The sequence below is a fragment of the Streptomyces sp. AC627_RSS907 genome (genome assembly GCF_019049165.1).
The window spans coordinates 75,145-86,869 of sequence record NZ_JAGMUE010000007.1 but is presented as its reverse complement, the minus strand read 5'-3'; the positions used below and the strand labels follow the sequence as shown (position 1 = coordinate 86,869).

Genomic DNA, 11,725 nt, shown 5'->3' with positions numbered 1-11,725 from the left:
CGGTGCGCGGCGGCGACCACCCCACGCGTCACGCCGGTGCTGGACTCGTCGGTGTCGCCGACCGGTCCTCAGCCGGTCGGTGAAAGACCGCCAGGAGGGCGAACCAGACCAGGATCAGGATGCCGGCCGGGCGCAGGAATGATTCTGGAAGCACGTTCCCCACGAAGGAGTACGCGGCAAGCCAGAGACCCGTGATCACGCCGACCGCGCTGACCGGCCAGGCCCGGCTGACCAGGGAACTCGACACGATCCAGACACCGGCAAGGACGTGCCCGCCGAGCCGGACCGCCCAGGCGGTGTCGTACTCGATCTCGTTGATCATCAGAATGCCGGCGAGCACGTCCAGTGCCACCCATCCGTAGCCGGCCGCCTTGGCCCACGGTGCCGCTTCCAGGCGCGAGACGAGGAACAGGATGGAAAGGTGGAAGAAGACTCCCAGGTATTCCCCCCACTCCACGTCCGGGTCCACGAAGAAGGCGATCACGGCCGGAAGGAACAGCACGAGAGGGAGAAGCGCTAACGAGCGCAGGCTGACATAGTGCCGTCGAGCGTCGAACATCGCAGAGTCCTTACGAGTGGACGGACTTGTATGGTCGAACACTAGAAGGGGTGGTGTTGACATGTCAACAGGGAGTCAGGCGACCGAACTGTGGCTGCTGTGGAAGCGCGCGTACGAGACGACTCGCGCCGCGGTCATCGCCGACACGACCACGGCATCCGGCCTCTCCGAACCGGAGCTGAGTGTCCTGGTATGCCTGCACGAATCTGGCGGTGACCTGCGTCAGAACGCCATCGCCACGGCCCTGGGCTGGGACCGGACACGGCTCTCGCACCTCCTGACCAGAATGGAGAAACGCGACTACGTCGCGCGCACCAAGGTCGCGAGTGGTGTGGAGATCACCCTGCGACCGGCGGGCCGACGCGCGATCGACGCGTCGGCGCCCACTCTGGAGGCCTCGGCCCGTCGGCACCTGTTGGACCGGCTCGACCCTGGCGACGTGTCAGCGCTCAAGGACATCATCGAGCGACTGCTGTCCGGTGACAGTCGCTGAACGCCCGCTACCGGCCGACGTGGTGAGACCCCACCACACCCGCCGCGACATGCGGCGCGCAAGGCACAGCACTGATCACTGCCAGGTCCTGATGCGGCGGGACAGACCGACTTGCCACGGCTGGAGCCGTTGTTCGGCCTGCTGCGCGGTACGGGCGGCGGCCTGGAGTTCCTCACGCAGCGCGGTGTCGGCCGCGGTCTGTTCCTCGAGTTCGTCGCGGAGACTGGCCAGGGCGGAATCGACCGTCGGAGGGTGTCCGTCTCTGCCAGGACGCCGGTGATCGTGCCGCTTCACCGAGGCTCCCGTTTGCGTCGGGACAGAGGCCGGACCGCTGCGTCCTCCCTCGGCACCGTCCTCCCTCGGCGCCGTCCGTCCGCTCGTGCGTTTCTGCCTGCGGTTCTGCCTGGGATCGTCAGCCGTCCACTGTTTGGCTGTTCCTGCGGGTAGGAACCGGGCCTCGCCGGAGCGGCACGGTTGCGCTCCAGCGAGGTCGCTGCCCGTACGAGGAAGCGTCCGCCCCCCGCCGGGCATCGACCGTTGCCGTCCGCGGACAGCGCGGCCGTCCGTTCCCGTCCCTCGCGGCCTTGAGACATCTTTCCTGAGCGGAGAGCAGATTGAGCCTGGTGTTGACGACCGCTTCCGTACCCGACGAGGACAAGGTCGCGTACTGGAACGATGCGGTGAGCAGGACGTTGGTACCGATGACGGTCGCCCCGCAGGGCGACGGCCCGTTCGACGGCCGGATCGCCACCCACCACCTCGGGTATCTGCAGGTATCCACCCTGGAGGCCGACGCGGAACGAATCGGCCGCACTCCGGCGCTGATCACCCGATCGTCCGAGGCCCTGATGGCGGTGGGAGTCCAGATATCCGGTACGGCCACCTTCGTCCAGGACGGCCGGCGGGCCGAGGTACGCGAAGGGGATCTCGTGGTGTACGACACGACACGGCCGTACTCCTTCGACTATCCGCGGCGGTTTTCCGCACATGTCTTCCAACTCCCTCGCCGGACACTGGGAGTACCGGACAGCGACATCCGTCGGGTGACGGGCGATGCCATCGGCACACAGGACGGTTTCGGCGCGATGCTGCTCCCGTTCCTGGAGAACCTCGCCTCCTCGGCCGGCAGATACCCCGCGGCCGTGACGAACCGGCTCGCAGGCAACGTCGTGGATCTGTTCGCCACCCTGATCACCGAGCGGGCCCACCCCGGCGGCGCCGCCCCGGACACCGCCCGCAGCCACCTGCTGCTTCGGATCCGCGAACACATCGACCGGAACCTGGGCGACCCGGCTCTGTCGCCGGAGAGCATCGCCCGGACCTTCCGGATCTCCATCCGATACCTGCACCGCGTGTTCGAGGGCGAGGACATCACCGTCGCCCGGCTCATCCAGCAACGACGCCTGGAGGAGTGCAGCAGGGAACTGGCCCGCCGTGCCAGGACGGCCCCCACCGTGTCCTCGGTGGCTCAACGCTGGGGCTTCGTCAGTCCCGCGCACTTCAGCCGCGCCTTCCGTGCCGCCTACGGCGTCTCTCCTCGTGAATGGCGCGAGCTGCGTACCGCCCACGACCTGATCGGGCGGCTCCCTGCCGACACGCGGACAGCGCCGGCCGGAGTGGCCGGGCCCGGCAACCGCGCGATCACGTTCCCCCGTCCCGATCAGGCACACGGTGCGCCGCACCATCGTCTCGCCTCTTCCCGCTAGGCCCTCTCGGCTGGAGACCGTATGACCGACTTCGTCCCTGTGCCCCACCCTCGTGCGGTCCTGGACCAGCCGACCCGAGCGTTCGTGGACAGGTACACGTGCCCACGGCCGGCGCACGCCCCGGACCCGGAGCAGGCCAGGCGGGACCTGGCCCGTCTCCAGGCGCGGGGCGACCATGACCCTCTCGACGAGGAAGCCACCTCCACGCAGTGGTTCACAGTGCCGGGCGGGCCGACCGGTCACGTGCGCGTGCAGGTGGTCAGGCCCGCCGGCAGCGTCGACAGGATGCCCGTCGTCCTCTTTCTGCACGGGCTGGGCTGGGTCCTCGGTGACGCCGACACCCACGAGCGCCTGGTGCGCGCCTTCGCCCTCGGCACGGACGCGGCCGTCGTCTTCGTCGAGTACCAGCGAGCCCCGGAGGCTCGGTACCCGGTCGCCGTCGAGCAGTGCTACGCGGTCGCAAGGTGGATCTGCGAGCAGGGCGGGGAGATCGGGCTCGACGGGAGCCGGATGGCCGCCGTGGGCGACTCGGCCGGCGGCAACCTGGTGGCGGCGCTGACCCTGCTCGCCAAGGAGCGCGGTGACGTGCACCTGCTGCAGCAGGTGCTGCTGTGCCCGGTCACCGACGCCGACTTCGGCACCCCCTCGTACCGGGAGTTCGCCAAGGGGTACTTTCTCGACCGCGAGACCATGCGCTGGTTCTGGGACCAGTACCTGCCCGACGTACGGCAGCGGAGCGCGGCCACCGCGTCACCACTGCGGGCGACCGTGGAGCAGCTCAGCGGGCTCCCCCCGACGCTGGTGGTCACCAGCGAGGCCGACGTGGTGCGCGACGAGGGCGAGGCCTACGCCGCGAAGCTCCGTGCGGCCGGCGTGGCGGTGGTCTCCATGCGCTACCACGGCACCGTCCACGACTTCATGGTGCTCGACCCGCTGTGTGACAGCGACGCCGCCCGCGCGGCCCTCGTCCAGGCTCTCGACACCGTGCACGTCGCTCTGCATCAGCGTCGTGGCTGACCATCCGCGTCCGGGAGTGAGTCCAGGAGCGTCCGTGCCTTCCTCAAGACCACGCTGTCGGCCGCGTCACCGAGGTCGAGGGCCTGACTCAGGCAGGAGTGGGCCTCGGTGCCTTCTCCCAGTTCGATCAGGGCTTCACCCAGCCCGACGAGCGCGCTGCCCGCCATGTGGGGCATGCCGACACGCCGGAACTGGGCCACGGCGTCGCGATGGTGCTGGGCGGCCTCGCTCCACTCCTTCAGGACGATGTGGTCAAGACCGAGTGCGTAGGTCGTGTGGGCGCGGGTCATGTCGGCGACGTGTCCGCTGACCGGGCGGTCCGGGGCGTCGAGGAAGGCCATGATGCGCCGGTGCTGGACCTGCGCTTCCGCGGCACGGCCGAGGAAGCGCAGGGAGGAACCGTAGGTGACCATGGCGCCCAGCCAGCCCTCGCAGTCGTCGGCCTGCTCGTACAGGTCGATGGAGGCGAGGGACTTCTCGGCGGCCGCACGGGCCTCGCCGAGTCTGCGGTGTGCGACAGCCGCATGCGACAGGGCCGAGGCCTGCTGGGGAACATTCCCGGCGCGGCGGGCACACCGCAGGCCTTCTTCGGCCCGTTCGATGGCTTCGTGGTACCTGTGGTCGCACTCGACCAGCGCCCAGGCCTGCATGTTGAGGTGGAAAGCCTGCGTGTCGGGGTCGTCGAGCGCGGCGGCGGCCCGGCTGGACAGGTCGTAGACCTCGGACCAGTGCCCCCAGAAGACCCACAGGTCGCAGAACCACTCCATGGCGTCGGCGGTCTCCACGACCCGGATGTACTCGCCCTTGTCTGCGGCGCTGTGCAACGCCGCGCGCCAGGCGGGGGCCTCGCTCTGGAGCCAGGCCCGGGCCTGCTCGGCGTTCTCCAGGGCGACCAGGCCCTGCCAGGAGGGCGGCGGTGCCCCGTACTTGGGCTTGTACCAGCGACCGGCGACCACGGCCGTCTCCAGCAGCCAGGCACGCAGCCGGTCCTCGGCCGCTTCCCGCCGGCCCGGTTCCTCCTCCTTGGACAGCCGTGCGTGGGCGAACAGCCGCAACAGGTCGTGCAGTTGGTAGCGGCCGGTGAGGGTGGCCTGCAGCAGCCCGCTCTCTACCAGCTCCTCCATCACGTCCTCGGCCTCGTAGAGCCCTGTCCCGGTCAGCGCGGCGCCGTACGCGGCCGTCATGTCCGGACCCGGGACCAGGCTCAGCAACCGCAGCATCCGTGCGGCCTGCCCGCTCAGCTCCCGGTACGACAGCTCGAACGCCGCTTCCACCCGCACATCACCCGCTGTCAGGGCGCCCAGCCGACGCTCCTCGTCGGCCAGACGACGGACCAGGTGGTCGACGCTCCATCCGGACCGTACGGTCAGCCAGTTCCCCGCCACGCGCAGGGCCAACGGCAGACGTCCGCACAACTGCGCCACCTGCGCCACGGCTCCGGCTTCCGCGTCCGCCCGGTCCGTGCCCAGCATGCGGCGCAACAGCTCGACCGCCTCGTCCTGCGTCATCTCCGACAGCGTCAGCCGGTCGACGTCCTCCAGTCCCGTCAGCGGCCTCCGACTGGTGATCAGCACCAGACTCCGTCCGCCCGCGGGCAGCAACGGACGCACCTGCGCCTCGTCGCGCGCGTTGTCCAGCACCACCAGGCAGCGCCGCTCGCCCAGCAAGGCTCTCAGCAGGCCCGCTCGCCCGGCCGCATCCTCCTGCCCCAGCCGGCGATCCGACACCCCCAGGGCCTTCAGCAGCTTCAGCAGCGGCTCGGCCGGGTCCACAGGGCCGGCCACCCCGTGCAGGTCCACGACGAAGCACCCGTCGGGGAACATCTCCGCCAGGTCCGCCACGGTCTTCAGCGCCAGCGTCGTCTTCCCGCACCCCGGGGGGCCCGAGACGACCGAAACCGGCACGCCTCCACCGGTACCCACTTGCTCCGCCGCTTTCCGCAGCCGGGCACGTTCGGGTCCGCGCCCCGTGAAGTCCCGCACCGATCGCGGCGGCACCAGCGTCCCGGACACCGCCACCGCCCGCGTCGGGCGTGCGGCCCGCGCCGTGGCGAGCAGCTCTTCCCGCTCCCGATCGTCGAGCGCCAGCCCGTCCGCCAGCGCCACCACCGTACGGCGCTGCGGAACCCGGCTGCGTCCCCGCTCCATGTCACCGATCGCCCGGACACTGACCCCCGACGCCTCGGCGACCTCCTCCATCGTCAAGCGCGCCCGCTGACGCAGAGCACGCAGGGCGACGCCGAACGGCTTCTCCTCGGACATGACCCTCCCCTTGTTCTCCCCTGAGCGAAGAACCGGTCGTTCTCCTTCACGAAGAAGGCGGTCGCTTCTTTCAGGATCTCGATCGTCTGCTGCTGCTCGCGGTTCTCCCGCCGCAGCCGCTTGAGCTCCTCGCGCTCGGCACTGCTCAATTCGCCGGGAGTGCCCTCGCCCCGGTCCGCCTTCGCTCTGCGGTACCAGCCACGCAGGGACTCGGAGCTGATGCCGAGCTCCCGGGCGACCGCCGTGACCGTCTTGCCCGAGGAGTCGACGAGCGCGATCGCGTCCCGATGCGCGACCGGAACCGAAGGCACTCGCTACCAAAGGTCACGATCGCCGAGTCGGACTCAGCACTGCCACAGGAACAGCGCTCGGCCACACGGCTCGCAGGCAAACGCGTAGGCACTGCCCGCGCCGCCGAAATTCATGTCATCCGGCCCTTCTTCCAGCTGGACGACGAACGGCATCGTGCGGGCGCACGAGGGGCACGAGGGGGTCTCGTCTCCCTGAATCCAGGCGGGACGTCCGCCAAGCTGCCCAAGCACAGACGACTCGGTGTGTTCACTTCTCGCTGCCCACGCTTCGCGGGCCACATCGTAGTCATCCTCGGACGCACGCTCCAGGACGACGGCCCGAACCGCGCCGAGCGCGAGCGATGCTTCCTCGACACCCTTGGGCTGAGGCAGCGGTTCAAGGGCATCCAGGGGGAAGAGCAAGGCCCGGTTCCCTCCGGAGTTCGGATCCCATTCGTCGCACATGCCCGGGTCGTTCTGGCATGCGAACAAGGCAAGGACTCCTCGTCTGCCGTCCCCGCCCCCTTCTCCGGCATCGTCCAACACGACCTGGGCAAGGAACTGCATCGGGCCTTCACATGAGGCGCAACATGGCCATTCAGTGCCGGCCGGAGCCAGGGGCACTCCGCCTGTCCGGGTTACCAGCGCTTCTGGCGCAGAGGGACCGGCATCGATCATCAGAGTCGTCATGGCCGGGACTCTAGATCACATCGGTACCGGTGCAAGATTTTCCGTCCCTCGGCCGTCGGACGGGAGGCGATGAGGTCCTTCACGAGCGGCTGCCCGCCGGCGTCGCTCGGCCTGACTCCCCGTTCTCGAAGTTCGACGAGGCTGGGGGCCAGGCCACCCTGGCCTGGAACGCTCTACCAGGCGCGGGGCGGGCTTCTCTCGCCCGTGATGCGGCGGCGGTTACGCGGCCGTCAGGCCAGACGCTCGGTCATGCGCAGAGTCACTTCCCGCGCTTCGCTGACGATGCGCCGCATGAGGTCCCCCGCCGGTGCGACGTCGCGCACCAACCCCTGAGAGAGGCCGACGGACCAGATTCCGGCGTCGAGGTCACCGTCCTCGAAGACGAGGCGTCCCCGTGCACCGGTAACCAGTGGCTGGACATCGGGGAAGGTGCCCCCGTCGTCCAGGATACGGACGACCTCGTCGCTGACCGCGTTGCGGGCCACCCGGGCGGTGTTGCGCAGTTGCCGGAAGATGAGACGAGTGTCGAGTTCGGAGGCGTCGACGATCCGCTGCTTGACCGATTCGGCGACCGGCGCCTCCGCCGAGCACAGGAAGCGTGTGCCCATGTTGACTCCGTCCGCGCCGAGCGCGAGTGCCGCGGCGAGCCCCCTGCCGTCACAGAAGCCGCCTGAGGCGATCAACGGGATCGTGAGCGCGTCGGCGGCCGCGGGAATCAGCACCAGACCGGGGACGTCATCCTCGCCGGGATGCCCCGCACACTCGAAGCCGTCGATCGAGACCGCCGCCACGCCCAGCCGTTCGGCCTTGACGGCATGCCGGACACTCGTGCACTTGTGGATCACCCGCACATGGTGCTCGGTGAAGAACTCCATGTGCGGTGCGGGACTCGACCCGGCGGTCTCGACGATCGTCACCCCGGAGTCGACGATCGCGCGTCGGTACTCGTCGTAAGGCTGTGGTGTGATCGTCGGCAGGATGGTGAGGTTGACGCCGAACGGCTTGTCGGTGAGCTTGCGGGTGCGCTCGATCTCGCGGGCGAGCTCTGCCGGGCTGGGCTGGGTGAGCGCGGTGACGATGCCGAGGCCGCCGGCCTCCGAGACGGCGGCGGCCAGTTCCGCCCGGCCCACCCACATCATCCCGCCTTGTACGACGGGGTACTCGATACCCAGGAGCTCCGTGAACCTCGTCCGCAGCCGGGGCACGGACGGTGCGGCCTCACTCATAGATCTCACCGCGTTCGGCACGCTCGACCAGTGAGGCGGGCGGCAGGAACCGGTCGCCGTAGGCCGCGGCCAACTCTCGCGCCCTGGCGACGAACCCGGGCAGACCACCCTCGTACTGGTTGACGTACTGCAGGACCCCGCCGGTCCACGCGGGAAAGCCGATGCCCTGGATGGAGCCGACGTTGGCGTCGGCCACGCTGGTCAGCACTCCGCTGTCGTGGCAGTCGATGGCGTCGAGGGCCTCGGCGAAGAGCATGCGTTCCTGGAGATCCCTGAGCGGCGGCACGCACCGTCCCGAGCCGTAGCGGTCGCGGACCCCGGGCCAGATGCCGAGCCGTTTGCCCAAGTCGTCGTAGTCGTACCAGCCGGCGCGCTCGCGCCGCCCGACGCGGCCCTGTTCCAGCATCCAGTCCACGACGTCCTCCGAGGGGTGGGCCACCCACGTCCGGCCCTCGGCCTCCTCGGCCGTGCGTGCCTCGATGCGGATCCTCTGGGTCAGCGACAGCGTCAGCTCGTCCAGCAGCTGGAGTGCGCCCGCCGGGTACCCGGCCTGGAGCGCTGCCTGTTCGACACTTGCCGGTTCGACTCCCTCGCCCACGGCGGCGACAGCTTCGGCGAGGAAGCAACCGATCACGCGGGAGGTGAAGAAGCCGCGCGAGTCATTGACGACGATGGGGGTCTTGCCGATCTGCAGGACGTAGTCGAAGACCTTGGCCAGAGTCTCGTCGCTGGTGTGCTCACCGCGGACGATCTCGACCAGCGGCATCTTGTCGACCGGGCTGAAGAAGTGGATGCCGATGACGTCGCGTTCCCGTGCGACACCCTTGGCCAGCAGGGTGATGGGCAGGGTCGAGGTGTTGGATCCGAGTACCGCGTCGTGCGTGACGATGTCCTGGATCTGCTGGAAGACCTGCTGCTTGAGCGGTGCCGACTCGAAGACCGCTTCGATGACGAAGTCCACTCCAGTGAAGTCGGCGGCCTCTGAGGTCGTTGCGATCCGGCCCAGGAGTGCGTCGGCCTTCTCCTGGCTCTTCCATCCGGCCGTCACCGCTTTTGCCTCAAGGCCGCGCGCGTAGTCCTTGCCCTTCTCCGCGGCCCTGGTCGTGACGTCCTTGAGGACGACGTCGAGGCCGGCCTTCGCACTCACGTAGGCGATCCCTGCGCCCATCATTCCCGCGCCGACGACCCCGACCTTGCGTGCGGTGAAGCGCTTGAAGCCCTCCGGCCGGCTTGCACCCGAGGTGATGCGGCGCAGGTCGAAGAAGGACGCCTTGATCATGTTCTTGGTGATCTGGCTGGTGATCAGGCTGACCAAGTAGCGGGTCTCGACCAGCGAGGCCGTGTCGAAGTCGAGGTGGGCCCCCTCGACGGCGGCGGCCAGGGCGGCCCGCGGCGCGGGGCTCGGTGCTCCCTTGGTCTGCTTGCGCAGCAGGCCGGCCAACGCGGGCAGGGACGCGGAGATTCCCGGGCTCCGCACGTCTCCGCCCGGCAGTGCGAAGCCCTTGGCGTCCCACGGCTGTACCGCTTCGGGGTGCTCGGCGATCCAAGCCCGTGCCTTCGCCTCGGCCTGCCCGTCGTCCTCGACCACCTCGTCGATCAGTCCCAGCGCCAGAGCTGCCCGGGGGCTGAACTCCCGAGCGGGCAGGATCACGTCGGAGAGCGCCTTGTGCAGGCCCAGCATGCGGACGGTGCGGGTGATGCCGCCGCCGCCAGGGAGCAGTCCGAGACTCACTTCGGGCAGACCGATGCGGCTGCCGGGCGTGTCGGTGGCGATCCGGTGGTGTGCGCAGAGGGCGACTTCCAGGCCACCACCCAAAGCGGTGCCGTTCAGAAGCGCGACGACCGGCTTGCCCAGGCGCTCCAGCCTGCGCATGAGGCCCTTCATCCGGTTGATGTAGGCCGTCTCTTCGGCCGCCTTGTCGGCACTGCCCGCGCTCAGCCGGTTCAGGTCACCCCCCGCGAAGAACGTCTTCTTGGCGGACACGAGCAGCACCCCGGCGATCTCGTCCCGCTCGGCCTCCAGCCGTGGAACGAACTCCTCCAGTCCGGCCATGAAGGCGTCGTTCATGGTGTTGACCGATGAGGAAGGGTCGTCCAGGAGAAGCGTGACGACCTTTTCAGCGTCCCGTACGTAGGTAATGGCGGATTCGGACATGTCATGGCTCCCATTCGGTAGGCGGTGGTCCAGGCGTCAGAGGCGTTCGATCACGGTGGCGATGCCCATCCCGGCACCCACGCACAGCGTCGCGAGGCCCCGGCGTCCGCCGGTACGCTCGAGCTCGTCCAGTACGGTGCTGAGGATCATGGCCCCGGTGGCACCCAGCGGATGGCCCAGCGCGATGGCTCCGCCGTTGACGTTGACCTTCTCGTCGGGGATCTTGAAGTCCCGTTGCCATTTCATGACGACCGCGGCGAAGGCTTCGTTGAGCTCGAACAGGTCGATGTCCTCGGTCGTCAATCCGGCCTTCGCCAGAACCTTCCTGGTCGCGGGGGTCGGCCCGGTGAGCATGATGGTGGGCTCCGCACCGGTGACAGCGGTCGCCACGATCCGGGCGCGGGGGACGAGTCCGAGACGCTCACCGATCTCCCGGCTGCCGATCAGAGTCAGCGCCGCGCCGTCAACGATGCCCGAACTGTTGCCGGCGTGATGGACGTGGTGAATCCGCTCCAAGTGGTGGTACTTCTGCAGCGCGACCGCGTCGAAGCCCGCCTGCGCGCCGGCGGCGGCGAAGGAGGGGGAGAGGGCCGCGAGACTCTCCACGGTGGTACCGGGCCGGCGGTGCTCGTCGTGGTCGAGCACCAGGACACCGTTGAGATCGCGCACGGGCACGACCGACTTGCCGAACCGTCCTTCCCGCCAGGCGATCTCGGCCCGTTCCTGCGAGCGGGCGGCGTAGGCGTCCACGTCCTCGCGGCTGAAGCCCTCGATGGTCGCTATCAGGTCGGCGCCGATGCCCTGGGGGACGAAGTACGCGTCGTACGCGGTGGTGGGGTCCTGTGCGTAGGCGCCGCCGTCCGAGCCGATCGGGACCCGGGACATCGATTCGACACCGCCCGCGAGAACCAGGCTCTCGTAACCGGAGGCGACCTTCTGGGCCGCGAGGTTGACGGCCTCCAGCCCCGAGGCGCAAAAGCGGTTGACCTGGACGCCGGCCACGGTGTCGGGCAGCCCGGCGACCATGGAGGCGGTGCGGGCGATGTCACCACCCTGCTCACCCACGGGGGAGACGACACCGAGCACGATGTCATCGATGTGGTCCGGGTCGAGGCTGGGGTTGCGTTCCTGGACCGCGTGGATCAGGCCCACGACCAGGTCGACCGGCTTGGTGCCGTGGAGGGCGCCACCGCGATTCTTGCCGCGTGGCGTCCGGACGGCGTCGTAGATGCAGGCGTCGGACATGACGCTCCCTTTCTTGGGGCGGGACGTTGCCCAGAAGGAGTGGGATGCCGGTAGGAGTGGGATACCGGTACGCGGGACACCGG

At 69.3% G+C, this 11,725-nt stretch carries 11 protein-coding genes; 3 read left to right on the top strand and 8 right to left on the bottom strand.

The features are described 5' to 3' along the window. Positions 1-28: 28 nt before the first annotated feature. Positions 29-559, bottom strand: coding sequence for a hypothetical protein (locus KUM32_RS01900; protein ID WP_217139969.1), 531 nt, complete (start codon positions 557-559; stop codon positions 29-31). A 61-nt stretch (positions 560-620) separates the two neighbouring features. Here KUM32_RS01900 and KUM32_RS01895 point away from each other — a divergent pair, with 61 nt between their 5' ends. Continuing rightward, positions 621-1,052 (top strand): MarR family winged helix-turn-helix transcriptional regulator, encoded by a 432-nt coding sequence (locus tag KUM32_RS01895; protein WP_217139968.1) that lies wholly within the window; start codon positions 621-623, stop codon positions 1,050-1,052. Positions 1,053-1,127: 75 nt separating this feature from the next. Here the strand turns inward: KUM32_RS01895 and KUM32_RS01890 are convergent, their stop codons facing one another. After that, the gene (locus KUM32_RS01890) at positions 1,128-1,346 is read right to left on the bottom strand and encodes a hypothetical protein (protein ID WP_217139967.1); all 219 of its coding nucleotides are present in this window, start codon (positions 1,344-1,346) and stop codon (positions 1,128-1,130) included. Between the two features lie 329 nt (positions 1,347-1,675). Here KUM32_RS01890 and KUM32_RS01885 point away from each other — a divergent pair, with 329 nt between their 5' ends. Both KUM32_RS01885 and KUM32_RS01880 read left to right on the top strand, forming a co-directional pair. Then, positions 1,676-2,758, top strand: a complete 1,083-nt coding sequence (locus tag KUM32_RS01885; RefSeq protein WP_308408566.1) for a helix-turn-helix domain-containing protein — start codon at positions 1,676-1,678, stop codon at positions 2,756-2,758. A gap of 84 nt (positions 2,759-2,842) precedes the next feature. Then, the gene (locus KUM32_RS01880) at positions 2,843-3,775 is read left to right on the top strand and encodes an alpha/beta hydrolase (protein WP_308408565.1); all 933 of its coding nucleotides are present in this window, start codon (positions 2,843-2,845) and stop codon (positions 3,773-3,775) included. Here KUM32_RS01880 and KUM32_RS01875 read toward each other — a convergent pair. From KUM32_RS01875 to KUM32_RS01850, 6 genes are all read right to left on the bottom strand, one after another. Continuing rightward, positions 3,760-6,036 carry a helix-turn-helix domain-containing protein gene (locus KUM32_RS01875; RefSeq protein WP_217139964.1) on the bottom strand — a complete coding sequence of 759 codons (2,277 nt, stop codon included), beginning with the start codon at positions 6,034-6,036 and terminating at the stop codon, positions 3,760-3,762. The two genes, KUM32_RS01880 and KUM32_RS01875, sit on opposite strands and share 16 nt — an antisense overlap. Further along, positions 5,976-6,347, bottom strand: a complete 372-nt coding sequence (locus KUM32_RS01870) for a transposase (RefSeq protein ID WP_217139963.1) — start codon at positions 6,345-6,347, stop codon at positions 5,976-5,978. Before KUM32_RS01870 ends, KUM32_RS01875 begins: the two co-directional genes overlap by 61 nt. A 33-nt stretch (positions 6,348-6,380) precedes the next feature. Next, a complete protein-coding gene (locus KUM32_RS01865) occupies positions 6,381-7,016 on the bottom strand; it encodes a DUF1963 domain-containing protein (RefSeq protein WP_254404890.1) in 636 nt (211 codons plus the stop codon). 230 nt (positions 7,017-7,246) lie between these two features. Then, on the bottom strand, positions 7,247-8,263 hold the full coding sequence (locus KUM32_RS01860) for a nitronate monooxygenase family protein (RefSeq protein ID WP_308408564.1): 1,017 nt from the start codon (positions 8,261-8,263) through the stop codon (positions 7,247-7,249). Continuing rightward, positions 8,235-10,397 carry a 3-hydroxyacyl-CoA dehydrogenase NAD-binding domain-containing protein gene (locus KUM32_RS01855; RefSeq protein WP_217139962.1) on the bottom strand — a complete coding sequence of 721 codons (2,163 nt, stop codon included), beginning with the start codon at positions 10,395-10,397 and terminating at the stop codon, positions 8,235-8,237. Before KUM32_RS01855 ends, KUM32_RS01860 begins: the two co-directional genes overlap by 29 nt. 36 nt (positions 10,398-10,433) lie before the next feature. Continuing rightward, the gene (locus KUM32_RS01850) at positions 10,434-11,642 is read right to left on the bottom strand and encodes an acetyl-CoA C-acetyltransferase (RefSeq protein ID WP_217139961.1); all 1,209 of its coding nucleotides are present in this window, start codon (positions 11,640-11,642) and stop codon (positions 10,434-10,436) included. Positions 11,643-11,725 lie beyond the last annotated feature (83 nt).

What these genes read in the sequence shown, in the direction of transcription:
- KUM32_RS01900 (WP_217139969.1), bottom strand. Translation starts at nt 559, where the DNA reads ATGTTCGACGCTCGACGGCACTATGTCAGCCTGCGCTCGTTAGCGCTT.
- KUM32_RS01855 (WP_217139962.1), bottom strand. Translation starts at nt 10,397, where the DNA reads ATGTCCGAATCCGCCATTACCTACGTACGGGACGCTGAAAAGGTCGTC.
- KUM32_RS01875 (WP_217139964.1), bottom strand. Translation starts at nt 6,036, where the DNA reads ATGTCCGAGGAGAAGCCGTTCGGCGTCGCCCTGCGTGCTCTGCGTCAG.
- KUM32_RS01895 (WP_217139968.1), top strand. Translation starts at nt 621, where the DNA reads ATGTCAACAGGGAGTCAGGCGACCGAACTGTGGCTGCTGTGGAAGCGC.
- KUM32_RS01850 (WP_217139961.1), bottom strand. Translation starts at nt 11,642, where the DNA reads ATGTCCGACGCCTGCATCTACGACGCCGTCCGGACGCCACGCGGCAAG.
- KUM32_RS01865 (WP_254404890.1), bottom strand. Translation starts at nt 7,016, where the DNA reads ATGACGACTCTGATGATCGATGCCGGTCCCTCTGCGCCAGAAGCGCTG.